The 25,987-nt window shown below is 68.3% G+C and carries 25 protein-coding genes and 1 pseudogene; 9 read left to right on the forward strand and 17 right to left on the reverse strand.

Translation table 11 applies throughout. The annotated features are described in order from the left end of the window. Positions 1 to 36: 36 nt before the first annotated feature. The 3 genes from ACAM55_RS29330 to ACAM55_RS29340 all read left to right on the forward strand — a co-directional run bounded on the left by ACAM55_RS29330 (position 37) and on the right by ACAM55_RS29340 (position 2,984). Entirely contained in the window at positions 37 to 843 is an 807-nt protein-coding gene (locus ACAM55_RS29330; RefSeq protein ID WP_369656772.1) for a LuxR C-terminal-related transcriptional regulator, read from the forward strand. Positions 844 to 931: 88 nt separating this feature from the next. Then, on the forward strand, positions 932 to 1,957 hold the full coding sequence (locus ACAM55_RS29335) for a Rieske 2Fe-2S domain-containing protein (protein WP_369656773.1): 1,026 nt from the start codon (positions 932 to 934) through the stop codon (positions 1,955 to 1,957). Between the two features lie 46 nt (positions 1,958 to 2,003). Next, positions 2,004 to 2,984 carry a Bug family tripartite tricarboxylate transporter substrate binding protein gene (locus ACAM55_RS29340; protein WP_369656774.1) on the forward strand — a complete coding sequence of 327 codons (981 nt, stop codon included), beginning with the start codon at positions 2,004 to 2,006 and terminating at the stop codon, positions 2,982 to 2,984. A gap of 16 nt (positions 2,985 to 3,000) precedes the next feature. Here the strand turns inward: ACAM55_RS29340 and ACAM55_RS29345 are convergent, their stop codons facing one another. Together ACAM55_RS29345 and ACAM55_RS29350 are read right to left on the reverse strand one after the other, a co-directional pair. Continuing rightward, positions 3,001 to 4,341, reverse strand: a complete 1,341-nt coding sequence (locus ACAM55_RS29345; RefSeq protein WP_369656775.1) for a type II toxin-antitoxin system HipA family toxin — start codon at positions 4,339 to 4,341, stop codon at positions 3,001 to 3,003. Between the two features lies 1 nt (position 4,342). Further along, on the reverse strand, positions 4,343 to 4,540 hold the full coding sequence (locus ACAM55_RS29350; protein WP_369656776.1) for a helix-turn-helix domain-containing protein: 198 nt from the start codon (positions 4,538 to 4,540) through the stop codon (positions 4,343 to 4,345). Positions 4,541 to 4,683: 143 nt separating this feature from the next. Between ACAM55_RS29350 and ACAM55_RS29355 the strand changes: the two genes are divergently transcribed. After that, positions 4,684 to 5,562 carry a LysR family transcriptional regulator gene (locus tag ACAM55_RS29355; RefSeq protein WP_369656777.1) on the forward strand — a complete coding sequence of 293 codons (879 nt, stop codon included), beginning with the start codon at positions 4,684 to 4,686 and terminating at the stop codon, positions 5,560 to 5,562. Here the strand turns inward: ACAM55_RS29355 and ACAM55_RS29360 are convergent. From ACAM55_RS29360 to ACAM55_RS29410, 11 genes are all read right to left on the reverse strand, one after another. Next, positions 5,559 to 6,548, reverse strand: coding sequence for a tripartite tricarboxylate transporter substrate binding protein (locus ACAM55_RS29360; RefSeq protein ID WP_369656778.1), 990 nt, complete (start codon positions 6,546 to 6,548; stop codon positions 5,559 to 5,561). The two genes, ACAM55_RS29355 and ACAM55_RS29360, sit on opposite strands and share 4 nt — an antisense overlap. Positions 6,549 to 6,557: 9 nt before the next feature. After that, the gene (locus ACAM55_RS29365) at positions 6,558 to 7,355 is read right to left on the reverse strand and encodes an amidohydrolase (RefSeq protein WP_369657498.1); all 798 of its coding nucleotides are present in this window, start codon (positions 7,353 to 7,355) and stop codon (positions 6,558 to 6,560) included. Positions 7,356 to 7,556: 201 nt separating this feature from the next. Next, a complete protein-coding gene (locus ACAM55_RS29370; RefSeq protein WP_369656779.1) occupies positions 7,557 to 8,153 on the reverse strand; it encodes a hypothetical protein in 597 nt (198 codons plus the stop codon). 31 nt (positions 8,154 to 8,184) lie between these two features. Next, entirely contained in the window at positions 8,185 to 8,982 is a 798-nt protein-coding gene (locus ACAM55_RS29375; RefSeq protein WP_369656780.1) for a DUF899 domain-containing protein, read from the reverse strand. 160 nt (positions 8,983 to 9,142) lie between these two features. Continuing rightward, positions 9,143 to 9,826, reverse strand: a complete 684-nt coding sequence (locus tag ACAM55_RS29380) for a hypothetical protein (protein ID WP_369656781.1) — start codon at positions 9,824 to 9,826, stop codon at positions 9,143 to 9,145. Between the two features lie 52 nt (positions 9,827 to 9,878). Further along, positions 9,879 to 11,099: a helix-turn-helix domain-containing protein gene (locus ACAM55_RS29385; RefSeq protein WP_369656782.1), complete on the reverse strand. Its 1,221-nt coding sequence runs from the start codon at positions 11,097 to 11,099 to the stop codon at positions 9,879 to 9,881. A gap of 43 nt (positions 11,100 to 11,142) precedes the next feature. After that, complete coding sequence (locus tag ACAM55_RS29390) at positions 11,143 to 11,367, reverse strand: formate dehydrogenase subunit delta (RefSeq protein ID WP_093014171.1); 225 nt, start codon at positions 11,365 to 11,367, stop codon at positions 11,143 to 11,145. Positions 11,368 to 11,379: 12 nt separating this feature from the next. Next, positions 11,380 to 12,216: a formate dehydrogenase accessory sulfurtransferase FdhD gene (fdhD, locus tag ACAM55_RS29395; RefSeq protein WP_369656783.1), complete on the reverse strand. Its 837-nt coding sequence runs from the start codon at positions 12,214 to 12,216 to the stop codon at positions 11,380 to 11,382. Next, the gene (gene fdhF / locus ACAM55_RS29400) at positions 12,213 to 15,095 is read right to left on the reverse strand and encodes a formate dehydrogenase subunit alpha (protein ID WP_369656784.1); all 2,883 of its coding nucleotides are present in this window, start codon (positions 15,093 to 15,095) and stop codon (positions 12,213 to 12,215) included. Before fdhF ends, fdhD begins: the two co-directional genes overlap by 4 nt. Positions 15,096 to 15,123: 28 nt before the next feature. Further along, on the reverse strand, positions 15,124 to 16,680 hold the full coding sequence (locus ACAM55_RS29405; RefSeq protein ID WP_369656785.1) for a formate dehydrogenase beta subunit: 1,557 nt from the start codon (positions 16,678 to 16,680) through the stop codon (positions 15,124 to 15,126). Further along, the gene (locus ACAM55_RS29410) at positions 16,677 to 17,141 is read right to left on the reverse strand and encodes a formate dehydrogenase subunit gamma (protein ID WP_369656786.1); all 465 of its coding nucleotides are present in this window, start codon (positions 17,139 to 17,141) and stop codon (positions 16,677 to 16,679) included. Before ACAM55_RS29410 ends, ACAM55_RS29405 begins: the two co-directional genes overlap by 4 nt. A gap of 121 nt (positions 17,142 to 17,262) precedes the next feature. On the opposite strand from ACAM55_RS29410, the gene ACAM55_RS29415 reads away from it, so the two are divergent. Next, positions 17,263 to 18,375, forward strand: a complete 1,113-nt coding sequence (locus ACAM55_RS29415; protein ID WP_369656787.1) for a substrate-binding domain-containing protein — start codon at positions 17,263 to 17,265, stop codon at positions 18,373 to 18,375. On the opposite strand, the gene norR is transcribed toward ACAM55_RS29415, so the two are convergent. Next, positions 18,364 to 19,971, reverse strand: a complete 1,608-nt coding sequence (gene norR / locus ACAM55_RS29420) for a nitric oxide reductase transcriptional regulator NorR (RefSeq protein ID WP_369656788.1) — start codon at positions 19,969 to 19,971, stop codon at positions 18,364 to 18,366. The two genes, ACAM55_RS29415 and norR, sit on opposite strands and share 12 nt — an antisense overlap. A 138-nt stretch (positions 19,972 to 20,109) precedes the next feature. On the opposite strand from norR, the gene hmpA reads away from it, so the two are divergent. Together hmpA and ACAM55_RS29430 are read left to right on the forward strand one after the other, a co-directional pair. Next, positions 20,110 to 21,294, forward strand: a complete 1,185-nt coding sequence (gene hmpA / locus ACAM55_RS29425; protein WP_369656789.1) for an NO-inducible flavohemoprotein — start codon at positions 20,110 to 20,112, stop codon at positions 21,292 to 21,294. 69 nt (positions 21,295 to 21,363) lie between these two features. Then, complete coding sequence (locus ACAM55_RS29430) at positions 21,364 to 21,651, forward strand: DUF1330 domain-containing protein (RefSeq protein ID WP_369656790.1); 288 nt, start codon at positions 21,364 to 21,366, stop codon at positions 21,649 to 21,651. Here ACAM55_RS29430 and ACAM55_RS29435 read toward each other — a convergent pair. Beyond that, on the reverse strand, positions 21,624 to 22,529 hold the full coding sequence (locus ACAM55_RS29435; protein ID WP_369656791.1) for a class I SAM-dependent methyltransferase: 906 nt from the start codon (positions 22,527 to 22,529) through the stop codon (positions 21,624 to 21,626). The genes ACAM55_RS29430 and ACAM55_RS29435 overlap by 28 nt on opposite strands. Before the next feature lie 133 nt (positions 22,530 to 22,662). Here ACAM55_RS29435 and ACAM55_RS29440 point away from each other — a divergent pair, with 133 nt between their 5' ends. Together ACAM55_RS29440 and ACAM55_RS29445 are read left to right on the forward strand one after the other, a co-directional pair. After that, positions 22,663 to 23,556 (forward strand): LysR family transcriptional regulator, encoded by an 894-nt coding sequence (locus ACAM55_RS29440; protein ID WP_369656792.1) that lies wholly within the window; start codon positions 22,663 to 22,665, stop codon positions 23,554 to 23,556. Positions 23,557 to 23,970: 414 nt separating this feature from the next. Then, the gene (locus ACAM55_RS29445; RefSeq protein ID WP_369656793.1) at positions 23,971 to 24,417 is read left to right on the forward strand and encodes a hypothetical protein; all 447 of its coding nucleotides are present in this window, start codon (positions 23,971 to 23,973) and stop codon (positions 24,415 to 24,417) included. A 358-nt stretch (positions 24,418 to 24,775) separates the two neighbouring features. Here ACAM55_RS29445 and ACAM55_RS29450 read toward each other — a convergent pair. After that, positions 24,776 to 25,108 (reverse strand): annotated as a pseudogene (locus ACAM55_RS29450) (ABC transporter substrate-binding protein); the annotation flags it as partial. Between the two features lie 133 nt (positions 25,109 to 25,241). Continuing rightward, the gene (locus ACAM55_RS29455; RefSeq protein ID WP_369656794.1) at positions 25,242 to 25,946 is read right to left on the reverse strand and encodes a fumarylacetoacetate hydrolase family protein; all 705 of its coding nucleotides are present in this window, start codon (positions 25,944 to 25,946) and stop codon (positions 25,242 to 25,244) included. Between the last annotated feature and the right edge of the window lie 41 nt (positions 25,947 to 25,987).

Raw genomic sequence — 25,987 nt, forward strand, 5'->3', positions numbered from 1 at the left:
GTTGAAATTGGCGCCGCATGCCTATATTGGGCCGCGATGCCTTCCACCTGGTTTCTCGACACGCCACCTGCGGGCCAGCTGCTGGATGCTGGCGCCGTCGCGCATCTGCTCGATGCAGGCAGCGAGCAGGCGCCGGCGCTCAACATGCTCGACTTCATCAACCACGTCGTGCCGGTCGAATACATCTCGCTCGTGGAGTACATCGACGGCGTTCCGTCGCAGGTGGAAGGGCATGCGGCCGGCCGGCGCGACAACATCACGGCGGAGTGTTTCTCGCTCTACAAGAAGCGCTTCCGGCATGCGGACGACATCACCCGCCTGGCCGCGCGCATGAGCGCGGAGGCACTGGCCCAAGCACCGGTGACCGCCTTGCTGTACGACGCGGCGGACATCCCCGATCCGGCGTGGCGCGACCAGATCTTCATCGGCCGGCATTTGACAGGGCGGCTGAGCTTTCTCTATTCGCCCGTGCCCCGGACGATCTTCGCGATCAACCTGTACCGCAACCGGCAGAACGGAAAGTTCGAGGAGGCGGATGTGGCACGGCTGCTCGGGCTGGCGCCCCTCCTGAAGCGGGCGCACCGCAACGCGCTCTTCGCGCAGCTCGCATCGCCCGATACGCCATTGCGTGTGGCGGGCATCGAGCGCACGCTGCAGCGCACGGCGCCCCAGCTCTCGGCGCGCGAGCGCGAGGTATGCGCGCGCATCGCCTGCGGCATGGGTGCCGATGGCATCGCCGCCGAACTGGGCGTTGCCTCGTCGACCGTGACGACGCTGCGCAAGCGCGCCTACCTGAAGCTGTCGATCCACGGTCGCCAGCAGCTGCTGCGTTTCACTCACTAGGGGATCGCCCTGAGGGTTTCGTACCCTTCGGCGGGGACAGACGGAAGCCGCGCGAATTTCTACATTGCCTGGACTCTTGGAGACAGGCATGTGGGTTCGAAATTGCTGGTACGTCATTGCATGGGATCACGAGATTTCCGCCGATGCGCTGTTCACGCGCACGGTGCTCAACGAGCCGATCCTGGTCTACCGAACCGAGAGCGGCGAGCTCGTCGCCCTGCAGGACCGCTGCTGCCACCGGCACGCGCCGCTGTCTCGCGGGCGCCGCGAAGGCGACTGCGTGCGCTGCGGCTATCACGGCCTCAAGTTCGCGGCCGACGGCGCCTGCGTGGAGGCGCCCGGACTGGCCAACATTCCCGTGAAGGCGCGCGTGCGGACCTATCCGGTGGTCTCGCACAACAAATGGGTGTTCGTCTGGATGGGCGAACCGACGCTGGCAGACCGGGCCCTGCTGCCGGACAACTTCTCGTGCGACCACCCCGACTGGCGCTACGAGCCCGGCTATGTCCACTACGACACCCCCTATCTCCTGGTCTGCGACAACCTGCTCGACTTCTCGCACCTGAGCTATGTGCATGAGGGCACGCTGGGCGGATCGACGGCCATCGCCCAGGCCGTTCCGAAAATCGAGAGAGTGCCGCGCGGCATCCGCGTGACGCGGCACGTACCCGACGTTCCTCCGTCGCCTTTCTGGAGATCGTTCCAGAGCTTCGATCGCAACGTCGACCGCTACTTCATCTACGACTTCGTCCTGCCCGGAACCTTGCTGATGAAGTCGGGCGGCGCACCGGTGGGGCAGGCCGAGGACGACCTGCGCGGCGGCGTGCAGCTGCACAGCTGCCAGACGCTGACGCCCGAAACGGAAACGACCACCCACTACTTCTTCCAGCAATCGCACCGAAGCAGCATCGCCGACCCCGCGGTCACCGAGACCATCTACCGGGGCCTCGTGACCGCATTCGAGGAAGACCGCGGAATGATCACCGCGCAATACCTGAACGTCGATCCCGAAGCACAGATGCTGCCGCTCGCCATGGACGCCGCGCTGGTCCAGTACCGCCGGCTGCTGCAGCAGGAAGTCGAGCGCGAGCGGGACATGCCGGCCGCTGGCTGAGCTGCACGAAGAACCTCAAAACAGACAGAGACAAAAGGAGCTCCCGATGCGCCGCCACTTTCTCACCATGGGTTTCGCCATGCTCGCCGGGCTGCCGCTCGGGAGCCCGGCGCAAGGAACGTCGTTCCCGACCAAGCCGATCCGCGTCGTCGTGACGGCCCAGGCGGGCGGGGCCACCGACTTCGTCGCGCGCCTCATCGGCGAGCATGCCGCGAAGCTCCTGGGCCAGCCCTTCGTCATCGACAACCGCGCCGGCGCGAACGGCGCCGTGGGCTTGGGCGAGGTGGCGCGGGCCGCGCCCGACGGCTACACGATCGCGGTCACGCTGGGCGATTCGCTCATCAACAATGTCGCGCTCTACAAGACACTGCCCTACGACCCGCAGCGCGACTTCGCTTTTCTCACCCAGGTCGTGCGCAGCCCGGCCATCCTCTCGGCCAACCTCCAGCTCGGCGTGAAGGGCATGGACGAGTTCCGCAGACTGGCCGCCAGGCCGGACCAGAAACTCAGCTATGGCACCTGGGGCCCCGGAGGTCTTGGCCATCTGGCGGGCGAGGCGCTCAACCGCAAGCTCGACGCCCACATGGTCCATGTGCCGCAGCGCGGAGAGGCGCCCGTGATGGCTGACCTGCTGAGCAACACCGTGAGCGTCGGGCTCACCTCCGCGGGCCTCGCGCGCCAGCACGTGCAGGCGGGCAAGATCGTTCCGCTGGCCATCATGGGGCGCGAGCGCTCGGCCGTGCTGCCGCAGGTGCCGACGATGCGCGAGCTCGGCTTCGACGACCCCTTGTTCGAGGCCGCCGTGTGGATCGCTTTCGTCGCGCCCGCCAAGACGCCGCCCGCTGCCATCGAACGGTTGATGGTGGCGCTGCGCACCGCCGCCGCCAACGCCGAGATCCAGGCGCGCATGGCGGAGCGCGGATTGGAAATGCTCAACACCACGCCCGAGCAGTTCGCCCTGAACTACAAGCGCGATTTCGATGTCATCACCCGGCGCATGCGGGAGTTCGGCATCGAAGCGCAGTAGGGCTGTGCCACAAGAATCAGCCCGGCGCCATGCCGGCGAGTTGCCTCGCCGACCCGCGCAGTCCGTTCAGGATGCCGTCGCTGACATGAGCCGGAAATCCCGCGGGCAGGGCGGCCGCCACCTTGTCGATGACGGCGGGTGTCCGTTCCAGGATGCGCTCGATGATCGGCTCCGCCGAAGGCGCGAAGAAGCACTTGGCCGCCATGGCATTGAAGTGCCGGCGCTGGATGTCCTTCATCAGGTAGTGCCGGTTCTTGCCCGAGACCGCCATGGCCAGCTTGGCGCGGTGCCAGTTGAACTGGTTGGGGCCGGTGCCGGCCGCGGGCCAGATCGACATCACGTCGTAGAGCGGCGTCATCCTGAACAGGCCGCCGGCAAGCAGATGCAGGCTGAAGTTCTTGGCATGGCCGTCGGGCGCGGCCAGCATCCAGAACAGGATCTGGGCGGTGAGCAGCGTGCGCAGGTCCGCCTCGGCGTTCTCCGACTGCCGCAGGATGCGCGCGAGGTCCTCCAGGCCCGGACCGCCATCGGCTTCGTACTTGGCGTGCGGCGGCACGCCCAGGGCCTGGCAGAAATCCTCCTGCGGAAGCCGCAGATACCAGCTGCCGTCAGGGTGCAGCTGGCGGTCGAAGCGCGTGACGCCGAGGACCTTCTGCCGGCCGAAGGTATGGATGTCGGTCTGAGCGACCGGCAGCCCGAACTCCCGCAGGATATTGAGGCACAGCCACTCGTTCTCGACCGAGGTGCCGAGGTCGATCTTCCGGTTGCCCACCAGGCCCAGGGGCAGTTTGAGGATGTGCGTGGTGGGCGTCGCGCCATGCGGGCGCAGCCACTTTCCCTTGTGCCGCAGCAACGCGGTTTTCTCCTGCGCACCGGCCAGCGAGATGCGGAAGTCGTCTTCGTCGCCCGCAGCGCCGAACGCCGTGGCGGAAACCGTTTGCTCGAGGAGCTGTTCGATGTCCTCGTCGCCGAGCACGGTGGCGTCGATGCCTTGCACGTTTCCCGGCGTTTCGTCTTCCTCGAGCAGCTGAACGGCACCCACGCAATCGCGGCCGATGGCCCTCAGCAGGTCGAAGGGATCGACCGACCCGGTGCCGAAGCGGCTGGCGATGCGCTTGCGGATGGCGTCGCTGTCGGGCAGCAGGTTGTCGAAATAGTTCTGCACCCGCTCGCCCCGCAGCGGCGCCTCGTCGACGCCGAAAGGCAGCGAGAGCGACAGCGGCCGGCCAGCCGGCGAATCCTTCCAGGCCCGGTCGTACTGGAGCTCGACCGCACCGCGCGCCGGGATGCGCCAGATGCCGACCCGCAAACCGTTGGCCCAGATCGAGAGCGTCTGGGCGTGGGATTTCCTGCCCATCTCACCAGCTCCCCGGTGCGCTGGCCGGGCGCTTGTCGTGCGCCGTCACGCGCAGCTCGTACAGGCTCATCAAGGCGAGCAGCTGTTCGAATGTCAGCGACGAGGGATCGGTTTCGAGCACCGACAGCCGGCTCTGGCTGATGCCCACGCGCGCGGCCGCCGCGGCCTGCGTCAGCCCCTTCGCCTTGCGGGCGGACATGAGAAGGTGGGCCAGCTGCACGGGATTCGACAGGGGGTACTGCATACAGATTATTCGTGATGCGAATAAATGCAATGTATCCCTCACACGAATAATTGTCAATTATTTCTGTGACACATAAAAGGCGAATATTAGAATGCCGCATGGAAACCCGGCAGATGCGTTGTGTGGTCGCGATCGCGGAGGCCGGCAGCCTGACGCGCGCCGCTGAGCATCTTGGCCTGGCCCAGCCCGCGCTGACGCAGATGCTGAACCGGCTCGAGCGCGAGGTCGGCACCAAGCTCTTCACGCGCACGCGCCGCGGCGCCACGCTCACCGAAGCCGGGCTCGCGGTCATCGACGATCTGCGGGCGAGCCTCGCGCACAGCGACGCCGCGACCGAGCGCATTCGCGCCGTGGGCGCCGGACGGGCAGGGCGGCTCACCATTGGCTTCGTCACGCATGCGGTTTATGAAGTGCTGCCTCGCGCACTCCGGCGCCTGCGCGAGGCGTACCCGCAGCTCGACATCTCACTGCGCGAGATGAGCAATGCGGAGCAGGTCGAGGCATTGGAAGGCGGGCGCATCGACATCGCGCTGCTGCATCCGCCCGTGGCGGTCAACGCGCGGGTGCACGAGAAACGGCTGGGCGAGGAACAGCTGGTGGCGGCCTTGCCCGCCGGCTACGAGACGCAGGCCGACGGCTGCGTCTCGCTCCATGAGATTGCCGCGCATGGCCTGGTGTGGTTTCCCAGCCTGCAGATGTCGGCCTTGCGCACCCAGATGCTGGCCGCGTTTCGCGCTGCGGGGCATGAGGTGCGCATCGTGCAGGATGCCAACCGCACCTTGACCGTGCTGTCATGCGTGGCGGCCGGCCTCGGCTGGTCGCTGCTGCCGAGTTCGGTTCGCGCGCTTCGCCATGAAGGCGTGCGCTATGCGCAGGTGCGCGACGGGGCAGGGCTTCCGCCTTTCGAGCTGTCCGCGATGTGGCTTGCGCGGTCGCGCCCGACCTTCGCGGATGCCTTCGCGGAGTTGCTCGCCTAGTCCAGCGCGATCTTGTTGGTCCTGGCGACCTGCGTCCACTTGGCGATCTCGGCGCGGCGGAAGCTCTCCAGCTCGGCCGGCGTGGAGCCGATGACCTCGGCGCCCATGGCTTCCAGGCGGGCGCGGACGTCGGGCTCCCGCATCACGGCCGAGAGCTCCTTCGACAGCCGCTCGACCACCGACGCGGGCGTTGCGGCCGGAACGAACACGCCGTTCCACTCGTAGACCTCATAGCCCGCCAGCCCCGATTCGGCCACGGTCGGAATCTGCGGCAGCACCGGCGAGCGCGCCTTGCCGGTCACGGCCAGCGCACGCAGCTTGCCGCCCTGGATGTACGGCAGGCTCGACGCCAGGCTGGCAAAAAACACCGGCACCTGGCCCGCCATCACGTCGGTAAGCGCGGGCCCGCCGCCCTTGTAGGCCACGTGGGTCATGCGCACGCCGGCCACCACACCGAAGAGTTCCGCAGCAAGATGCTGCGCCGAGCCGTTGCCCGACGACGCGTAGTTGATCTGCTCGGGCTTGGCCTTGGCCTGCGCGATGAGGTCCTTCACGTCCTTGATGGGGGCGGCGGGATTCGCAACCAGCACGTTGGGCACCCGCACCAGCAGCGAGACCGGCGCGAGGTCGCGCAGCGTGTCGAACGGCATCTTGCTTCGCAGCGCGGGATTTTGCGAATGGTTGGAGGCGTCGAGCATGACCGTGTAGCCGTCGGGCGCGCTCTTGGCCACCAGGTCGCCACCGATCGCGCCACCCGCGCCTGCGCGGTTGTCGATCACCACCGGCTGCCCGAGCCGGGCCGAGAGCTTGGGCGCGATCACCCGCGCCACCGCATCGACCGTGCCGCCCGGCGGGTAGGTCACGACCATCTTCACGGGCTTCGTCGGCCACGCCTCTGCCGCCGCGCTCAAGGTGCTGAGGACGAGCGCCGCGCCGATGCAGGCCGCCGGGATCCAGGCGCGCCGTGCGCTGTTGTTTGCTTTCATGGTGTCTCCTTAAAAGTGGAAAAGCGCGGCCGGTGTTTCGGCCAGGATGCAATGCCGCGCCTCGGGGTCGGGAACCCAGTCGCGAAGCGCCGCGAAACTTTGCGAATAGCCCGTGCGTTCGCGATGCTGGGTATGGGGCCAGTCGCTGCCCCACAGCAGGCGGCGCGGGCCGCAGGCATCGAGCAGCAGCCTCGCGGCCCGGCGCGCCTCGGGCCCGAGTGGATCGCGCCAGTTGCGATAGGCGGCCGACAGCTTGACCCACGTGCGGCCGTCCACGGCGGCGCCCAAGAGCCAGTCGAAGCCGCGGTCGCTGGCGATGTCCTCGCCGGGGCGCCCGAAGTGGTCGACCACCAGCTTGCAGCCGGCATCGAGCACCGGCCGGCCCACCGCGGCCAGGTCCTGCGAAGGCCGGTGCACCTCGACATGCCAGTCGAGGCTGCGAACATGCCCCAGCAGGGTCTGCCACACAGGCTGCGAAAGATCCGGCAGCGGCAGGCCCACGAGGTTGAGGCGGATGCCGCAGACACCCGAACCGGCGAGCGCCTGCAAATGGTCGAGCGGCGTGTCGGGGGCGACCACCGCGACGCCGCGCAGGCGGTTCGGATGCGCGCGCAGCACGTCGAGCATGAAGCTGTTGTCCGTGCCCAGGAAACTCGGCTGCACCAGCACGGCGTGCGAAACGTCGTGGGCATCGAGCAGGCCGAGGTATGCCTGCGGCGTCGCGTCGTAGTCCGGCGCATGCCGGGGGCGCTGCGTGAAAGGCAGGCTGCCGAGAAAGACATGCGCATGGCTGTCGACGGCGCGAATCTCTCGCGAAGCGTCGAGAACTTGCGATGCCCCTGGGGGGCGGTGTGCGGGGAACAGGGCGTGCCTCCTGAAGGTGAGGCGGAAGTATCGGCACGGACGCGCCGCCGCGGAATGGCGCGCTCCGTCCTTTATTCATAACAGCGGCTTATGGAAGCCGGCGGATGGCCGTGGGACTCGCCGCGGTGACCACCGCGGACCGAGTCAAGAGCGATGCGCAGCTGCAGGTGGCAGCTTTCGCCTGAGCCTCGATACCCAGCGCGCACCGGCATCGAAGCCGCGGCAGGCGCCGACCGCGATCGCACCGGTCACGGCGAGCATGGCCACGGTGTGAACGCCGACGGCCGCGAACGCCAGCATCAGCGAGCCCGACGCGCCGATCTCGCGGGCCGAGGCATCGCCCATGCACAGCGGAATCAGCGCCGGCACCAGCATCAGGCCGGCGCCGTGCGCGGTGGACATCATGAAAGACCAGAGCGCCATTCCCGCATGCCCGGCCGGCGCGCGCGCCGCGCTGGGTGTGCGGCCCGACAGGTGAAGCACCGCAAAGACGGCCACCAGCACGCCCGCCGAAATTTGCAGCACGACGCGGTCCATCGACAGGCCGAAGACCACCGCGCCTGCCACCAGCGCCACGGAGGCGGCATGCCCGATGGCGATAGGCACCAGCGCCCGCAACGCTTGCACGCGGTCGCGCGAACGCACGCCCCAGGCCGCCGCCCACATCCAGCCGGTCGCGGGGTTCAGCCCGTGAAGGGCACCGACGCCCGCCACCACCAGCCACGGCCAGAGGCTTGCCATGACGTTCTCGCAGGTTCGGCGCGCTCGGCGTTCAGTCCGACGCGTGGCAGCACGAACCCGCCGCGGCCGCCGGCTTCGCGGCCGGTGACGAGGACTCGTAGCGGTCGTGGTGCCGCACCCAGTCCATCGCATGGACCGGGTTGGGTTCGTCGCGGCCCTTGGGCGTGAGATCGAGCAGGCTGTAGGCACCCATCATCGCTTCCACGCCGCGCTCATAGGTCGAATAGGTGTGGAAGACATTGCCCGCGTCGTCCTTGTAGAACACGCTGATGCCGGGTGCCTCCTGCGCCGGAAACGGCCGCACGCTGTAGTTGTAGTAGACCTCGCCCTTGCCCTCGGCCCACTCCTGCGGCTTGAAGCTGACGTTGAAGTCGTAGTTGAAGTCGCTGCCATGCGACGACACCCACCTGAACTGCCAGCCCATTCGCTGGCGAAAGCGCTCGATCTCGGCCAGCGGCGCGCGCGAGACGACCAGCAGCGTGACGTCGCGGTTCTCCAGGTGCACCTTCATCCCGTCGAGGTGATCGGACATGTAGGAGCAGCTCGGGCAGCCCTGCTCCCAATCCGGGCCGAGCATGAAGTGCTGCACCAGCAACTGGCGCCGGCCTTCGAACAGATCGGCCAGCGCACGCGGGCCCTCGGGGGCGTCGAAGACGTAGTTCTTCGCGATGCGGGTCCACGGCAGGGCGCGGCGCTCGCGGGCGATCTGGTCGCGCAGGTGGGTCAGTTCCTTTTCGCGCGCCAGCAGGGCCTTGCGCTGCGCGAGCCATCGGTCCTTGGACACGACGGGATGGTTGGCGGTGCTGGTTTCGGCAATGGCGGTGTTCATGTGTTTCTCCTTCGGCTCGATGAGCCGTATCCAGGTGGGTCCATGCGCAGCTCCACCCGCCTGGTGGCCGGCGCGCTCTTCTTCGGCAAGCAAACCGAAAGGGGGTTGTCAGCGCGCGGGTGCTGCCACACCTGGCGCGCCGGGGAGCGGGTTTGGCCGCTCAGGCCTTGGTGGCTCTCGGGCGGCGCACGGCGCGGACCTTGCCGCTGCCGCCGCCACCGCAATAGAAGAGGTCGGCTCCGTCGGACTCGAGCCCGCTCACGTTGGCGCCGCGCGGCATCTCCAGGCGCTCGAGCACCGCGCCGTCGGCAGGGTCGACGCGGCGCAGCTCGCTTTCGTCGTTTTCCCAGGTGCCGTGCCACAGTTCGCCGTCGACCCAGGTCACGCCGGTGACGAAGCGGTTCGATTCGATGGTGCGCAACACCGCGCCGCTCACCGGATCGATCTGGTGGATCTTGCGATCGCGGTGTTGCCCGACCCACAGGCTGCCCTCGGCCCAGGTCAGCCCCGAGTCGCCGCCGTGGCCGGGCGTGGGGATCGACGACAGCACCTTGCCGCTGGCCGGATCGATCTTGTCGATGCGCGCCTTTGCGATTTGATAGAGATAGGTGCCGTCGAAGGCGGTGCCCGCATCGCAGACGCAATCGAGCGTGCGCGTGGTCTCGCCGCTCGCCGGATCGAAAGCCACCAGCCGCGTGCCGGTGGCCGCCCAGACGCGCTGGCCGTCGTGGGTCACGCCGGCCACGCTGCCGTCACCGCCGAAGGGCCCGTACTCGCGCACGATCTCGGCCGCACGCGGCACGACCGGGGACTTGTCTTTCTTGCTGGCTGTGGTGCTGTTCATCGCTGGCTCCTTGTGTGTGGCGGGCGCCGGGACCGGCGCCGTGGAGACAACTCTATTCAATCGGCAGCGCGGCGGGGAGTAACAAGATCGTCGTGAATCCCGCGAGCGGCGGCGCCAGCCAGCGCTGCGCCCGCGCCCGGCCGATGGAGCGCACCCGGCCTTCGGCCTCGAGCTCGGCGAGCGCGCGTTGCACCGTGCGCTGGCTGGCGCCCAGTGCCAGCGCCAGCGCCGAGGTCGACCAGGCTGCGCCATCGGACAGCAGCGCCACCAGCGAGGCCTGCTCGCCGTCGATGGGCGGCGCCAGCACGACCACTTCGCGTGCGTCGCGCGGCTTGAGCGCAAAGCCGCGCGCGGTGGCCTCGATGCCGGCCTGCGCCGCAACCAGCGCGCGCAGCCGGCCGATCTCCACCCGCAGGCGCGCGCGATGCGTCTCGTCGGGACGGCGGGTGTTGAACGCGCAAGCGATCAAGGCTTCGCGATCCACGTCGCCGGGCCATGCCTCGGCCAATGCGCGCGCCAACTCAAAGAGCACCGGCCGGCGCGCCAGCGGCCGCCACGCATCGCCAGCACCCACGCCGCGGCGGCAGGCGTCGACCACCAGCGCATCGGAGGCCAGCAGCGCGGCGACTTCGCCCAGGCGCAGCGGCTGCTCGCCGCCGGGCAAGAGGCGCCGGGCGGCAGGGCGGTCGAGCGCGGCCTGCGCCTCCGCCACCTCGGCCAGCAGCGCCGGCACACGCGCACGGTCGGCCGCCTGGTGCGCGCGGGCGAGCGCCGCGCGCGCCGGGCCAACCTGCAGCGAACGCAGCGCCAGTTCCGCCGCGGTCAGCTCGGCCACGGCCGCCAGCGAGGGGGGCAGGTCCCGCGCGTCCAGCGGCGCCAGCGCGGCCGTGGCCGCTTCCAGGCGGCCGAGCAGCAGCAGCCGGCGCGCCGCGATGAGCCGTGCCTGCATCGCGTTGGCGCGGTCGGCGTGGGCATCGAGCGTGGCCGCGGCCGCCGCGAGCGCGCGCGGCGAGCCGCCGAAATCGCGCATGGCCATGGCCACCTCGGCCTCGGCCACGACGCAGCGCGCACGCGCCAGTTCTTCATGAGCCCCGAAGCCGCGGCTGGCGCGCCGCAGCAGTTCGCGCGCGCGCGGATGCTCGCCCAGCTGCGCCATCGCGATGCCGCGCAGGGCCAGTGCGGGCGGGTCGTCGCGCAGGGCGACCCGCTTGAGGGCGCCAAGTGCGTCGCCGGCAGCGAGCGCGCGCGCGGAGGCGGCAATCAGGGAATCCATGCCGCGAGGTTACCCGGCGCGGCGCCTGGCGCGGCCCTTCGCGCTATTCGAGCAGCGCCCGGTGAACCCGGATCGCCTCGGCCGACACCGGGTTCAGTTCCCCGGACCCATCGGCATCCAGGTGCGCGAGCAGCTCCCTGCGCATGCGCGGCTCCCAGAAGCGCTTGAGATGCTGCGCCAGGTCATGCAGGGCTTCGCTGCGGTCGGGCATGGCTTCGAAGAAGCTGCCCATCTGGTTCACCATGCGAATCAACTGGTCGACGTGCATTGCAGAAAAACCTCAGGCGTTGGCGGGCAGGCCGTTCAGCCGCCACGGGTGGGTGTAGATGACCAGGTCGTCGCCGCGCACGAAGCCCGCCAGCGTCAGGCCGGCGTCTTGCGCGACCGCCGTGGCCAGCGAGGTCGAGGCCGACACCGCCGCCAGCAGCGGCACGCCGGCCGCGACGGTCTTTTGCACCATCTCGAAACTCGCGCGGCTGGTCACGGCAATGAAGCCCGTGGCGGCGTCCACCGTGCTTTTTGCGAGCGCGCCGACGAGCTTGTCGAGCGCGTTGTGCCGCCCGACGTCTTCGCGCACCAGCAGGGCTTCGCCATTGGCGGTGCACCAGGCCGCCGCGTGCACGGCGCCGGTGACCTTCTGCAGCACCTGCAGCGATGCGAGCTCGCGCATGCCGCGGGCGACGGCGTTCTTCGAAAGTGCCGGGCCGTGCGGCAGAGGTGGCAGCGCACGCGCGACATGCGCCAGGCTCTCGGTGCCGCACAACCCGCAGCCCGTGCGTCCGGCCATCGAGCGGCGGCGCTCTTTCAGCCGCGCGAAAGCCGCGCTTGCCACGTCGAGCTTGAGCGTGATGCCTTCGGGCGCGAACTCCTCCTCGATGCCGTAGAGCTCCCCGCGCCCGAGCAGGATGCCCTCGCTGAGCGCGAAGCCCAGCGCAAAATCGGCCAGGTCGGTCGGCGTTGCCAGCATCACGGCGTGCGCGATGCCGTTGAACTCCAGCGCGACCGGCACCTCCACGGCCACCCAGTCGCGGTTGTCGAACGCCTGGCGTGCGCGCACGCCGCGCACGGGCAAGAGCTCCGCGCCTCCTGGCCGCAGCGGTACGTCGGCCAGGTTCATTTGGTTGCCGCCGTTTCTGCCGTTTGTTCGAGCCGCTTGGTCAGCAGCTCTTCCTGCAGGGCATTGAACCGGCTGTACTCCTGCTGCCATTCGGAAGGCTGCATCACCGGCATCACCTGCACCGCGGTCACCTTGAACTCGGGGCAGTTGGTGGCCCAGTCGGAGTTGTCGGTGGTGATCACGTTGGCGCCCGATTCGGGGAAGTGGAAGGTGGTGTACACCACGCCCGGCTGCACGCGATCGGTGATGGTGGCCCGCAGCACGGTCTCGCCGGCCCGGCTCTTGATGCCGACCCAGTCGCCCTCGGCGATGCCGCGGTCCTCGGCGTCGTTCGGATGGATTTCCAGCCGGTCCTCGCTGTGCCACTGGTTGTTCGCGGTGCGGCGGGTCTGCGCGCCCACGTTGTACTGCGACAGGATGCGCCCGGTGGTCAGGATCAGCGGGTACATGCGCGTGACCTTCTCGTCGGTCGGCACGTACTGCGTGATGATGAACTTGCCCTTGCCGCGCACGAACTCGCCGATGTGCATGGTCGGCGTGCCCTCCGGCGCGGCCTCGTTGCACGGCCATTGCACGCTGCCCAGCTTTGCCAGCTTGGCGTAGCTCACGCCCGTGAAGGTCGGCGTCAGCGCGGCGATCTCGTTCATGATCTCTTCGGCGCTGGTGTAGTTCATGGGGTAGCCCAGCGCGTTGGAGAGCAGCTGCGTCACCTCCCAATCCGCGTAGCCGGCCTTCGGCGGCATGACCTTGGTGACGCGCGAGATGCGGCGCTCGGCATTGGTGAAGGTGCCGTCCTTCTCCAGGAACGACGCGCCCGGCAGGAACACGTGGGCGTACTTGGCGGTTTCGTTCAGGAACAGGTCCTGCACGACGATGCATTCCATCGCCATCATGGCCTCGGCCACATGCTGCGTGTTCGGGTCCGACTGGACCACGTCCTCGCCTTCGCAGTACAGGCCCTTGAAGCTGCCGGTGATGGCGGCATCGAACATGTTGGGAATGCGCAGGCCCGGTTCGGGCCGCAGTTCCACGCCCCAGGCGGATTCGAAACTGCCGCGCGCGGTGCTGTCCGACACATGGCGGTAGCCCGGCAGCTCGTGCGGGAACGACCCCATGTCGCAGGAGCCCTGCACGTTGTTCTGGCCGCGCAGCGGATTCACGCCCACGCCTTCGCGGCCCACGTTGCCGGTGGCCATGGCCAGGTTGGCGATGCCCATCACCATGGTCGAGCCCTGGCTGTGCTCCGTGACGCCGAGGCCGTAATAGATGGCGGCATTCCGCTTGCCGTCATGGCCCTGGGCGAACAGTCGCGCGGCGGCGCGCAGGTCGGCGGCCGGCACGCCGGTCACTGCTTCCATCGCCTCGGGCGAGTTGGCCGGGCGCGCAACGAATTCGCGCCACTCGTTGAACGACTTGGCCTCGCAGCGCTCGGCCACGAAGGCCTCGTCGACCAGGCCTTCGGTCACGATCACGTGCGCCATCGCGCTGATCACGGCCACGTTGGTGCCGGGCTTGAGCTTGAGGTGATGGTCGGCCTTGACGTGGGGCGACTTCACCAGGTCGATGGTGCGCGGGTCGATCACGATCAGCCGGGCACCGGCGCGCAGGCGGCGCTTCATGCGCGACGCAAACACCGGGTGGCCGTCCGACGGGTTGGCGCCGATCACCATGATCACGTCCGACTTCTCGACCGACTTGAAGGTCTGCGTGCCGGCCGATTCGCCCATGGTCTGCTTCAGCCCGTAGCCGGTGGGCGAGTGGCACACGCGCGCGCAGGTGTCGACGTTGTTGTTGCCGAAGGCCGCGCGTACCAGCTTCTGCACCAGGTAGCCCTCTTCGTTGGTGCAGCGCGAGGACACCAGGCCGCCGATGGAATCGGTGCCGTACTTGGCCTGGATGCGGCGAAACTCGCTGGCAGCGTAATTGACCGCTTCGTCCCAGCTCACTTCCTGCCACGGGTCGGTGATCCTGCTGCGGATCATGGGCTTGAGTACCCGGTCCTTGTGAGTGGCGTAGCCCCAGGCAAAGCGGCCCTTCACGCACGAATGGCCTTCGTTGGCCTTGCCGTCCTTCCAGGGCACCATGCGCACCACCTCGTTGCCCTTCATCTCGGCCTTGAAGCCGCAGCCCACGCCGCAGTAGGCGCAGGTGGTGATGGCGCTGTGCTCGGGCTGGCCCAGCCAGATCACCGACTTCTCCTGCAGCGTGGCGGTGGGGCAGGCCTGCACGCAGGCGCCGCAGCTCACGCAATCGGATTCCATGAATGGCTGGTCCTGGCCCGCCGATACGCGCGACTCGAAGCCGCGGCCGCTGATGGTAAGCGCGAAGGTGCCTTGCGTCTCTTCACAAGCGCGCACGCAGCGGTTGCAGACGATGCACTTGGACGGGTCGTAGGTGAAGTAGGGGTTCGATTCGTCCTTGGCACTGTTCAGGTGGCTGGCGCCGCCGTCGCCGTAGCGCACGTTGCGCAGCCCGGTCACGCCGGCCATGTCCTGCAGCTCGCAGTCGCCATTGGCGGCGCAGGTGAGGCAGTCGAGCGGATGATCGGAGATGTAGAGCTCCATCACGCCCTTGCGCAACTCCTGCAGCTTCGGGCTTTGCGTGCGCACCTTCATGCCGGCTTCGGCGGGCGTGGTGCAGGACGCCGGATAGCCTTTGCGCCCGTCGATCTCCACCAGGCAGAGCCGGCAGGAGCCGAAGGGCTCCAGGCTGTCGGTCGCGCACAGCTTGGGCACCTGCACGCCGGCATCGACGGCCGCGCGCATGAGCGACGTGCCCTTGGGCACCGTCACCGGCATGCCATCGATCTCGAGCGTGACCTCCTCGGTCGACTCGCGCCTGGGCGTGCCGTAATCGATCTCTTGCGATGGGTTCAGCATGGGGGTGTCTCCTGGAATGCTCGTCGATTCATGCCGCGGCGCGGTCGGGGGCTTCGATGCCGAAGTCCTCGGGGTAGTGATTGATCGCGGACAACACGGGGTAGGGCGTCATGCCGCCCATGGCGCAGAGCGAGCCGTGCAGCATGGTGTCGCACAGGTCGCGCAGGAGAATGACCTGCTGTGGCCGGTTCTGGTTGCTGGTGATCCTGTCGATCACTTCCACGCCGCGCGTGGAGCCGATGCGGCAGGGCGTGCACTTGCCGCAGGACTCGATCGCGCAGAACTCCATGGCATACCGGGCGAGCTGCGACATGTCGGCCGCGTCGTCGTGCACCACGATGCCGCCGTGCCCCACCACCGCGCCCACGGCCGCATAGGCCTCGTAGTCCAGCGGCAAGTCCCATTGCGATTCCGGCACGTAGGCGCCCAGCGGGCCGCCCACCTGCACCGCCTTGATCGGCCGGCCGCTCGCGCTGCCGCCGCCGAAGTCGTAGAGCAGTTCGCGCAAGGTCAGGCCGAATGCCTTTTCGACCAGGCCGCCATGCCGGATGTTGCCGGCCAGCTGAAACGGCAGCGTGCCGCGCGAGCGGCCCATGCCGAAGTTCTTGTAGAAGTCCGCGCCGCGCGCCAGGATGAGCGGCACCGACGCCAGCGTGATCACGTTGTTGATCACCGTGGGCTGGCCGAACAGTCCTTGCAGCGCCGGCAGCGGAGGCTTGGCGCGCACGATGCCGCGGCGGCCCTCCAGGCTTTCGAGCAGCGCGGTTTCTTCGCCGCACACGTACGCGCCGGCCGCCTTGCGCACGATCAGGCGGAAGCTGCGGCCCGACTCCAGGATGTCGTCGCCGAGAAAGCCTGCCTGCTCGGCATTGCGGATGGCCTCGTCCAGCGTGGCGATGGCATGCGGGTATTCCGAACGGACGTAGATGTAGCCCTCGGTCGCGCCGGTCGCAATGCCGGCGATGGCCATGCCTTCGACCAGCATCAGCGGATCGCCTTCCATCGTCATGCGGTCCGAGAAGGTGCCCGAATCGCCTTCGTCCGCATTGCAGACGATGTATTTTTGTGGCGCCTCTGCAGCCAGCACGGTCTTCCACTTGATGCCGGCCGGGAATGCGGCGCCGCCGCGGCCGCGCAGTCCGGAGTCGAGCACCTGCTGCACGATTTCCGCGGGTGCGAGCGAGAGCGCGCGGCGCAGTCCCGCGAAGCCTTCATGCGCCACGTAGTCGGCCACCGACACCGGGTCGGTCACGCCCATGCGGGCGAAGGTCAGGCGCTCCTGCTTCTTCAGGTACGGAATCTCTTCGGTCAGGCCCAGGTTCAGCGCATGGGCGCCGCCGGCCAGAAAGCCGGCGTCGAACAGGCCGGCGACATCGGCGTGCGTGACCGGGCCGTAGGCCACGCGGCCCGCCGGCGTGGCCACTTCGACCAGCGTCTCGAGCCAGAACAGGCCGCGCGAGCCGTTGCGCACGATGCGCACATCCGCGTTGCGCGCACAGGCTTCCGCCGCGATCCGTTGAGCGACCCGCTCGGCGCCGACGGCCAGCGCCGCGCAGTCGCGTGGAACATAGAGGGTGACGGTCATGAGGCGCTCCGTGCTTCTTCGACGATGGCGTCGAACAGCGCCGGCGTGATGCGCGCATGCACCTCGTCGTTCACCGCGATGGCGGGCGACGAGGCGCACAGGCCGAGGCAGAACACCGGTTCCAGCGAACACTGGCCGTCCGCCGAAGTGCCGTGCACGTCGCAGCCCAGCCGATCCGCCGCATGTGCCAGCAGCGCATCCGCCCCCATGGACTTGCAGGCCTCGGCCCGGCAGACCTGCACCAGCACGCGGCCGGCCGGCGCGGAACGGAAGTGGTGGTAGTAGCTGACCACGCCATGCACCTCGGCGCGCGACAGGTTGAACTGCTCGGCGATGAGGGGCACGGCCTCGGGCGGGATGTGCCCCAGCGCGTCCTGGATGCCGTGCAGCGCGGGCAGCAGCCCGCTGGGAACATCCTTGTGCGCGGCGGCGATGGCGGTCGCGATGCCCAGGTCATGCATATGCTTTCAATCTCCTAATTGGAGTTGCGATATTCGTGGTGGAGCGAGTGTATGGAGCGACGCAAGACGCCACAATATGAGGCGTTCAGCCCAATAAATATGCTTTAGAAAGCCGAAACTCATGCATGAAGTGCACATCAAGCCGCAATGGACCATTCGCCAGCCCGACGGTGCGGCGCTGGCGCCGCGGGTGATCGAACTGCTGGTGAAGGTGCTGGAGCACGGCAGCCTGTCGAGCGCCTGCACCGCGAGCGGCGTGTCCTACCGCCATGCCTGGGAACTCATCCGCCAGGGCGAAACCCTGTTCGGCCAGCCCCTGGTGGCCATGCAGCGGGGCAAAGGCTCCAGCCTGACCCCGCTGGGCGAGAAGCTGGTGTGGGCCGACCGCCGCATCACGGCGCGCCTGTCGCCGCTGCTGGATTCGCTGGCGTCCGAGCTGGGCGCCGAGATCGAGAAGCTGATCCCCACCGCGCCGACCCTGCTGCGCATTCACGCCAGCCACGGCTTCGCCATCGAGGCGCTGCACGGCTTCCTGGCTGCGGCGCAGGTGCCGGGCGATCTGCGCTACTGCGGCAGCGAAGAAGCCGTGGCCTCGCTGCACCACGGCAGTTGCGACGTGGCGGGCTTTCACGTGCCGCTCGGCGCGTTCGAGGGCGAGGCCGTCGCCCATTACGGCGCTTGGCTCAACCCGGACACGCAGAAAGTCATCGGCATGGCCACGCGGCACCAGGGCTTGATGGTGGCGCCGGGCAACCCGAAGAAGATCTACACGCTGGCCGACCTGGCGCGTCCCGGCGTCCGTTTCATCAACCGGCAGGCGGGCTCGGGCACGCGCTACCTGTTCGACCTGCAGCTGCGTGAGCAGGGCATCGCGCCCGAATCGATCAAGGGCTACGAGCAATGCGAATTCACGCATGCGGCCGTGGCGGCCTTCGTGGCCAGTGGCATGGCCGATGCGGGCTATGGCGTGGAGACGCCGGCGCGCCAGTTCAAGCTGGACTTCATCTCCAACCAGGTGGAGCGCTACTTCCTGCTGTGCGACGAGCGTTCGCTCGCCGCGCCCATCGTGCAGCGGATGCTGGCCATCCTGCGCAGCGATGCCTACCAGGAGGCGGTGAACCGGCTGCCGGGCTACCAGGCGGTGAACTGCGGCCGCGTGCTGTCGCTGGCGGAGGCCTTCGAGTCGCTTCGCCCGGGGCCGCCCACCAGGCGCGGCCCGCGTTCAGTCGCCTGACGCGGACGGCCGCATGCCGAGCTTGCGCAGCATCCGATGGAAGTTGCTGCGATCGACGCCGGCCTCGCGCGCGGCGTTGGCCACGTGTCCGTGATGCCGCGCCAGCGCGTCCGCAAGCCACGCCCGCTGGAACGCCTCCGTGGCTTCGCGCAACGTGCCGCCCGCGGCGGCAAGCACCGCGGGGGCGCCCGCCGGAGCCGCCGCGGGCGCGTGGGAGGGCAGGGGTGGCGCGGACAGTGCCTGGGCACTGCCGGCAGCCGCAGCGTCGAGCGCCAGGTGATGCGGCTCGATCGCCGTCCAGCGCGCGCCGCGGCGCTGCTCCGTGAACGCCCGCAGCGACGCGCGGCTGACCACGTGCTCGAGTTCGCGCACGTTGCCGGGCCAGCTGTGCGCCAGGAGGGCGGCCTTCGAGGCCGGTGACAAGCGCAGATTGCGCGCCCCCAGGCGATGCTGGTTTTCTTCCAGAAAGCCGCCGGCCAGCGCCACCACGTCGCGCCCGCGCTCGCGCAGCGGCGGCACCACCAGCGGATAGACCGAGAGCCGGTGGTAGAGGTCGGCGCGAAAGCGCCCTTGCGCGATCGCCGCCGGCAGGTCGCGGTTGGTGGCCGCAATCACGCGCACGTCGACCTTCAGCGTGCGGTCGCTGCCGGGCCGCTGCACCTCGCCGCTTTGCAGCACGCGCAGCAGCTTGGCCTGCACCGTCAGCGGCAGCTCCCCGACCTCGTCGAGAAAGAGCGTGCCGCCGTCGGCGATCTCGAACTTGCCGCTGCGGTCCTGCATCGCGCCGGTGAACGCGCCGCGCTTGTGGCCGAAGAGCTCGCTGTCGGCCAGCGTCTCGGGCAGCGCCGCGCAGTTCACCTGCACCAGCGGCTGCTCGCGGCGGCGCGAATGCGCATGCAGGCGCTGCGCCACCAGGTCCTTGCCGACCCCGGTCTCGCCGAGCAGCAGCACGGTGAGGTCGGAGGCCGCGACGGTGTCGATCTCGCTGCACAGCTGCTTCATCGCGCTACTGCTGCCCAGCAGCTCGCGCGCGGAACCGTGGCCCGACCGCAGGGCCTGCACGACGGCCTGCTCGCGCATGGCGCGCGCTTCCATGTCCTTGATGGTCTGGGCGGCCTCGATGCCGGTTTCGAACAGGGCAACCAGCGCATCGAGCTGCGCCGGGCTCACGGTCTCGAAGGCCCCAGGCTCGAGCGCATCCAGCGTCAACAGGCCCCAGACGGTGCCGTGCAGGCGCAGCGGCGCGCCCATGCAGTCGTGCACGGGCAGGATGCCCGGCTGGCCGGCCACGAGGCCGTCGTACGGATCGGGCAGGCCGCAGTCGTGGGCGAAGCGCAAGCCCCGGCCGCTCTCGAGCAGGCGCGCAAAGCGCGGGTGCGAGGCGATCGGAAACTGCCGGCCCAGGGTCTCGTCGCTCAGGCCGTCCGCGGCCACCGGCCGCAGGACATCGCCGTCCAGCCGCAGCAGCGCGGCGGCATCGCATTGCACCAGGCCGCGCGCCGCGGCCAGAAGCGAGCGGTATCGGCCGCCTTCGCTCGCCGAGGCGGCTGGTCCGGCCGCCTCGTTGGTGGTCTTATTGACACTGTTTGTGGTCATAAATACAACATTGATCCTGTTGCGAATTTGACCACAAAAAGAATTTCCCCAATGCCCACGGGCACTTGGCGGGTGCCGTCCGACTGGCACGGATCGTGAGAGGCATCAGCGTCGTTCACTTCCGATTCGAGCCCCACCATGAACCCGCAGACCATCGCCATCGTCAAAGCCACCGTGCCCGCACTCCAGGCGCACGGAGAGGCCATCACCAGCCACTTCTACCGGATCATGTTCGAGAGCCATCCGGAAGTGAAGGCGTTCTTCAACGAGGCGCACCAGGCCGCCGGCAGCCAGGCGCGCGCACTCGCGGGCGCGGTGCTGGCCTATGCCGCGCACATCGATCGCCTCGATGAAATCGCCGGCGCGCTGCCGCGCATCATCCAGAAGCACGCCGCGCTGGGCGTGCTGCCCGAACACTATCCGGTCGTCGGCGCCTGCCTGCTGCGCGCCATCAAGGACGTGCTCGGCGACGCCGCGACCGACGAGATCATCGCGGCATGGGGCGAGGCCTACCAATCGCTGGCGGCGCTTCTCATTGCCGCGGAGGAAGAGGTCTACCGTGCCAACGCCGCGCAGACTGGCGGCTGGCGCGGCGAGCGCGAGTTCCGCGTCGCCCGGCGCGAGGACGAGAGCGAAATCATCACCTCGTTCTACCTGGAGCCGACCGACGGCGGTCCGCTGCTGGCGTTCTCGCCGGGGCAGTACCTCACGCTGGTGCTGAACATCGACGGCGAACCCTTGCGGCGCAACTATTCGCTGTCCGATGCACCGGGCAAGCCCTGGTACCGCATCAGCGTCAAGAAGGAAGAGGGCGGCAAGGCATCGAACTGGCTGCACGACACCGCGGCCGTCGGCACGCTGCTGAAGGTGCAGGCGCCTTGCGGCGACTTCGTGCTGCAGCCTGCGGGCGAGGGCACACGTCCGCTCGTGCTGGTGACGGGCGGCGTGGGCATCACGCCGGCCATGAGCATGCTCGAATCGGTGGCGCACACCGGCCGCCCGGTGCATTTCATTCACGCGGCGCGGCATGGCGGTGCCCATGCGTTCCGTGCGCGCGTCGATGCGCTGGCGGCCAAGCACGCCAACGTGAAGCCGCTCTACGTCTACGACACGCCGCGCGATGCCGACCGGCCGCATGCCACGGGCTTCGTCACGCGCGAATTGCTGGCGCAGGAGCTGCCGGCCGACCGCGACGTGGATCTCTACTTCCTCGGCCCGAAGCCTTTCATGAAGGCGGTGTACGCCAGCGGCCTGGCCCTCGGCGTGCCGAAGCAGCAGCTGCGCTACGAGTTCTTCGGACCGCTGGAGGCACTGGAGGCCTGAGAGCGCCGGCAGGGTATTGCCTCGCGTGCCGGCCATCCGCATGATGGCCGGCAAAAGAAGGAGCCCGCCATGACCGCCTACCTGATTGCGCAGACCGAGATCCAGGACCACGAGACCTATGACAAGTACAAGGCGCAGGTCTTGCCCGTCATACAGAAATTCGGCGGCCGCTTCATCGTGCGCGGCGGCACGCTCGAAGTGCTCGAGGGCGACTGGAAGCCCAGCCGCCTGGTGGTGATCGAATTTCCTTCGATGCAGCACATCCGCGACTGGTTCGCCTCGCCCGAGTATGCGCCGCTGCTGGCGCTGCGGCAGCCGGCGGCGGTCGACTACCTGGTGGCGGTCGAGGGCTGCTGAAGCGGCGATCGGCACCCCGCGGTCAGCAGGAGTTCGTTCGGGCCTTCCCAGCCGGACGCAGTATTGAAGGCGGCGAGGCGCTCCTCCATCTCGGCCCATGCGGCGGCGGCGGCACCGGCGTCCAACCGGCCCAGGATCTGCCGGACCGGGCTTGCCGACGCTTGAACGAAATCCAGGTAGTGGCGCGCCGAGGGCAGCTTGAACGGCGCATCGATCGTCGTGGTGGCCACCTCGGTGAAGCCGGCCTCCTTGAACAGCTCGTCGATCAGCCCCGGCCGGCCCAGGCTCAGCAGGGTGCCGGGCTGAAACGGGTCGCGCGGCGCCAGCCCCGCATGCTTCATCGCCGTCGACATCAGGGTCGTGACGCACGGATTGCGCTCGGGCCTTCCGAACACCAGCGTGCAGGCACCACCTCCGGGCCTGAGCGCACGGTGCATCTCGCGCAGGCCCTGCAGCGGGTCCGGAAAGAACATCAACCCGAGCCTGCAAACCACGGCGTCGAAGCTGGCCGCTTCGACCGGGAGGTTTTCGCCGTCGGACACTTCGGTCTGCACGTTGGCATAGCCAGCGCGCCGGGCGTTGTCCTGCGCCAAGCCCAGGATCACGGGCGACAGATCGGTCGCGAGCACGAAGCCATCGGGCCCGACCCGCTGCGCCACGTCGAGGGTCTGGTCGCCTGCGCCGGCGGCCACGTCGAGGACGCGCGCGCCCTTTGTGACGCCGGCCATTTCGAGCATGGCCCCGGTGGCGCGGTCCAGCCACTGCCGTATCTGCGGGGCGTGGCCGTTCCACCCCGGGGCTGCGTGGTCCCACTCGCTGCGGATGGCGGTCTTGAACGCTTGCGCGTCCACTGTGGGTGCGATCAACGGGTTCGTCATCATCGATCCTTTCAGTCGCCGGATGGCATTGGGTGGCTTGCACTCCCTGGTTGAACCCAGCATAGGCGTCGACATGTCCCGGCGTAAGCCGCAGGAATGCAGAATGGGGCCGCACAAACGCATAGCTCGCGCCATGTTCGACTGGAACGACCTCAAGTACTTTCTGGCCGTGGCCCACCACCACAGCACGCTGGCCGCGGGCCGGGCGTTGAAGGTGAACCAGTCCACCGTCCAGCGCCGGCTCGCCGAGCTCGAGCGCCGCCTCGGGCGCCCGCTCGTGCAGCGCCATCCCACCGGCTACCGGCTGACCGAGTTCGGCGAGGCGCTGCTGCCCTATGCCGAGGGCGTCGCGCAGGCCGTGGCCGCGCTTGAACGGCAACTCGAATCGGTCAGGCTCGAAGCGGTGGGCGTGATCCGCGTGACCTGCCCCGAGCCGCTGGTCTACCGCATCACGCAGACGACACTGCTCGACCGCTTTCATGCGCGGTACCCCGGGCTGCGCGTCGAGTTCGTGATGAGCGACAAGTACCTCGACCTGATGAAGGGCGAAGCGGACGTCGCCCTGCGCTCCGGCGATACCGAGGACAACGAACTGGTCGGGCGCAAGATCGGCGACTCGCTCTGGGCGGTGTATGCAAGCCGCGCCTACATCGAACGCTGCGGCCAGCCCGATCGGATCGAGGCGCTCGCGCAGCACGACCTGGTCGGGTTCGACGAGACGATGGCCAACCATCGTGCAGCCAAGTGGTTGCGCGACGTGGCTCCCGGCGGCAGGGTGGTTGCGCGCAACAACAGCGTGCTCGGCCTGCTCTATTCCGTGAAAGCCGGCGTGGGCATTGCGCCGCTGCCTACCGCCATTGCCGATGCGGAGCCCGAACTCGTGCGCGTGCTCGGTCCCGTGCCCGAGCTGGCGCGGATCTGGCGGCTTCTGACCCGTGCCGACCTGCGGCACACGCCGCGCGTCGCTGCATTCTTCGACTTCATGATCGAAGAGATCGATACGCTGCGGCCGATCATCACGGGATAGGTCGCGCCCCGCTGGTGAGCTGAATTTGTCACTCACCGTTAATGACGACTTCATGTTGTGTTCGCAGCGCAGGCGGCGCGCAATCTTCGCGGGCGCTCTATGCCTTTCGTCCAATTGTGGAGGCCGCTCGCCGGTAGTACGCTGCGTTTCGGGTGCACTGATGAATGCCGCGCGTGAGGAGCTTCTTGCAGTGGCCCAAGGCCTTTGCGAAGGTCGATCGCTGGATTTCTACCGGACGGTAGAAAACGGGATGGCGTGCCGCGAACCTCGCATGTCCGCTCGCACCACGGCAGTCTCAAAAAAATCGCAACAACGACAGCCACAGCAGTGCCGCATCATCGATTCCGATGACGCGTCCGCCTCGCCGATCGCCTAGCCTTGCACAGCACCACAGCCGGCCTCAGAAAGTTCTTCATGTTCCACCGCACTGTTCGACGCCTGTGCGCAGGGGCACACGGCGTACTCAAGCTCCGGCACTCGAAGCGCATCCAGCTCATCGGCGCCTTCGCGAGCGGGGCGTTTCTATCCGGCGCCCTCATGGCGTCGGCGATACACAGTCCCATCGCAGCGATCGCAGCCACGCGGAAAGCGCCTCGAGTCCATCTCGCGGCCTCGTCCAGGCTCGATCTGCTGCGCAACGAAGCGGGCAGTGGAGACGAATTTGCAAATCGGGAACTCTCTGTTGCACTGATGGACAGGTACGACTCGACGGGCGACTCCGACAACCTCTACGAGGCCATGGTCTGGTTCGACAGGCGATGGGAGACGTCCGGCAACACGGAGCTCGTTGCGCGCGTCGTCGAGCGCTATTGCGGCCAGCGCGTGGTGCGCTGGCATCGGCTCTGTATCGGGGGGGAATGACAGAGGCGCGCGTTTTTGTGCGAACGGCCCGGCCGCCGCGAACGGCATTCCAGTTTCTTCAACATCCAACCACCCCGGGGGTCGATATGGACTTCACCAGAATACTTCATGCAGCAGCGCTCACAGGACTCGGCCTCGCTGCGGGTGCATGCCAGCAAGGCCGTCCACCGCTTGAGCTTGCCGGCGCCGTGACCCAGGTGGACGAAGCCGAGGCCGCATCGGGGGATGCACGCGCAACGGAGCCGAAGATCGCGGGAGTGGATCTCCTGACCTACATCGGCGAGATATTCGCGGAGCAGCAGAGGGTACTCGCCGCCAGGCCGCCGGAAAAGGATGTTCCGAGCTTCTGAGCCCTCCCGGGCGCCATCAGGTAGACCTTCTTCACGCCCCTGTCCTGCGCGAACTTGCCCATGGCTTCGGCTGCGCCGTCGTTCTGCCAGGTGGTCGAGAACACATTGGCCTTGCAACCCGCCCCGGCCAGCGGCGACGGCCCGGAGTTGGTGGTAATGGCGACGACGCCGGACTCCGCGATCCGCGGCAGGCTCGCCATCATGACGTTGGAAAAACTCAAGGCGACGATGGCGTCGACCTTGTCCTTGTCGATGAACTTGCGCACGATCTGGCTCCCGATCTCCGGCTTGAGCTGGTCGTCTTCCTTGAGCACCGTGGCCGGCTGTCCACCCAGACGGCCTTCAGGCGCACGAGGAAGGGTACGGTGTCGACTGTCATGGAAGTTCTTTCGTGGGGACCGTTGCGACGAGCGCTCACACGGCGCGTCTGTCGCTGTATCGTTTACCGGGAGAAATGCTGCGTCGGCTTGCGCTTCACTCGGCCGGGCCGACCGTGAGCGTGATCTCGCCCACGCCCGCAACGCTGCCTTCGACGCGATCGCCCGGCCGGAGCGCGCCCACGCCTTCCGGCGTGCCGGTGAAGATCAGGTCGCCAGGCTGCAGGTGGTAGAACTTCGAAAGATCCTCGATCAGTTCGGGGATGTTCCAGATCAGCTTGGAGAGATCGGAGCGCTGGCGCTCCTGGCCGTTCACGCTCAGTGCCAGCGCACCCTGGTCGAGCACCGTGCCGGCCATGGGGACGACCTCGGACACCACCGACGACTGCTCCACGTCCTTGCCGAGATCCCAGGGCCGGCCCTTGTCGCGGGCCACGAGTTGCAGGTCGCGCCGCGTCATGTCCAGGCCGCAGGCGTACCCGTAGATCAGCTTGTGGGCGTCGGCGCGGCTGACGCGAAAGCCCGGCGCTCCGACGACGAGCACCAGCTCCATTTCGAAGTGGTAGTTCTGCGTCCCGGGTGGATAGGCCACGGTGGCGCCTGATTCGACCAGCGTCGGCAGGCTCTTGGTGAAATAGAACGGCACCTCCACCGTCTTGTCGACCGGTCGGCCCATCTCGATGGCGTGGGCGTGATAGTTGCGGCCGACGAAGAACAGCCGGTTGACGGGCAGGCGCTCCGACTTGCCGCGCACCGGCAGCGAAGGGATGGGAGGAGGGGTCCAGAGATAGGGGGTAGTCATGATGCTTGCAGTAATGGGGTTCGGAGGCGGACTCGCGTTGC

It is taken from the genome of Variovorax sp. V213 (assembly GCF_041154455.1).
Classification (GTDB): Bacteria; Pseudomonadota; Gammaproteobacteria; order Burkholderiales; family Burkholderiaceae_C; genus Variovorax.

What these genes read in the sequence shown, in the direction of transcription:
- ACAM55_RS29330 (WP_369656772.1), top strand. Translation starts at nt 37, where the DNA reads ATGCCTTCCACCTGGTTTCTCGACACGCCACCTGCGGGCCAGCTGCTG.
- ACAM55_RS29335 (WP_369656773.1), top strand. Translation starts at nt 932, where the DNA reads ATGTGGGTTCGAAATTGCTGGTACGTCATTGCATGGGATCACGAGATT.
- ACAM55_RS29340 (WP_369656774.1), top strand. Translation starts at nt 2,004, where the DNA reads ATGCGCCGCCACTTTCTCACCATGGGTTTCGCCATGCTCGCCGGGCTG.
- ACAM55_RS29345 (WP_369656775.1), bottom strand. Translation starts at nt 4,341, where the DNA reads ATGGGCAGGAAATCCCACGCCCAGACGCTCTCGATCTGGGCCAACGGT.
- ACAM55_RS29350 (WP_369656776.1), bottom strand. Translation starts at nt 4,540, where the DNA reads ATGTCCGCCCGCAAGGCGAAGGGGCTGACGCAGGCCGCGGCGGCCGCG.
- ACAM55_RS29355 (WP_369656777.1), top strand. Translation starts at nt 4,684, where the DNA reads ATGGAAACCCGGCAGATGCGTTGTGTGGTCGCGATCGCGGAGGCCGGC.
- ACAM55_RS29360 (WP_369656778.1), bottom strand. Translation starts at nt 6,548, where the DNA reads ATGAAAGCAAACAACAGCGCACGGCGCGCCTGGATCCCGGCGGCCTGC.
- ACAM55_RS29370 (WP_369656779.1), bottom strand. Translation starts at nt 8,153, where the DNA reads ATGGCAAGCCTCTGGCCGTGGCTGGTGGTGGCGGGCGTCGGTGCCCTT.
- ACAM55_RS29375 (WP_369656780.1), bottom strand. Translation starts at nt 8,982, where the DNA reads ATGAACACCGCCATTGCCGAAACCAGCACCGCCAACCATCCCGTCGTG.
- ACAM55_RS29380 (WP_369656781.1), bottom strand. Translation starts at nt 9,826, where the DNA reads ATGAACAGCACCACAGCCAGCAAGAAAGACAAGTCCCCGGTCGTGCCG.
- ACAM55_RS29385 (WP_369656782.1), bottom strand. Translation starts at nt 11,099, where the DNA reads ATGGATTCCCTGATTGCCGCCTCCGCGCGCGCGCTCGCTGCCGGCGAC.
- ACAM55_RS29390 (WP_093014171.1), bottom strand. Translation starts at nt 11,367, where the DNA reads ATGCACGTCGACCAGTTGATTCGCATGGTGAACCAGATGGGCAGCTTC.
- fdhD (WP_369656783.1), bottom strand. Translation starts at nt 12,216, where the DNA reads ATGAACCTGGCCGACGTACCGCTGCGGCCAGGAGGCGCGGAGCTCTTG.
- fdhF (WP_369656784.1), bottom strand. Translation starts at nt 15,095, where the DNA reads ATGCTGAACCCATCGCAAGAGATCGATTACGGCACGCCCAGGCGCGAG.
- ACAM55_RS29405 (WP_369656785.1), bottom strand. Translation starts at nt 16,680, where the DNA reads ATGACCGTCACCCTCTATGTTCCACGCGACTGCGCGGCGCTGGCCGTC.
- ACAM55_RS29410 (WP_369656786.1), bottom strand. Translation starts at nt 17,141, where the DNA reads ATGCATGACCTGGGCATCGCGACCGCCATCGCCGCCGCGCACAAGGAT.
- ACAM55_RS29415 (WP_369656787.1), top strand. Translation starts at nt 17,263, where the DNA reads ATGCATGAAGTGCACATCAAGCCGCAATGGACCATTCGCCAGCCCGAC.
- norR (WP_369656788.1), bottom strand. Translation starts at nt 19,971, where the DNA reads ATGACCACAAACAGTGTCAATAAGACCACCAACGAGGCGGCCGGACCA.
- hmpA (WP_369656789.1), top strand. Translation starts at nt 20,110, where the DNA reads ATGAACCCGCAGACCATCGCCATCGTCAAAGCCACCGTGCCCGCACTC.
- ACAM55_RS29430 (WP_369656790.1), top strand. Translation starts at nt 21,364, where the DNA reads ATGACCGCCTACCTGATTGCGCAGACCGAGATCCAGGACCACGAGACC.
- ACAM55_RS29435 (WP_369656791.1), bottom strand. Translation starts at nt 22,529, where the DNA reads ATGACGAACCCGTTGATCGCACCCACAGTGGACGCGCAAGCGTTCAAG.
- ACAM55_RS29440 (WP_369656792.1), top strand. Translation starts at nt 22,663, where the DNA reads ATGTTCGACTGGAACGACCTCAAGTACTTTCTGGCCGTGGCCCACCAC.
- ACAM55_RS29445 (WP_369656793.1), top strand. Translation starts at nt 23,971, where the DNA reads ATGTTCCACCGCACTGTTCGACGCCTGTGCGCAGGGGCACACGGCGTA.
- ACAM55_RS29455 (WP_369656794.1), bottom strand. Translation starts at nt 25,946, where the DNA reads ATGACTACCCCCTATCTCTGGACCCCTCCTCCCATCCCTTCGCTGCCG.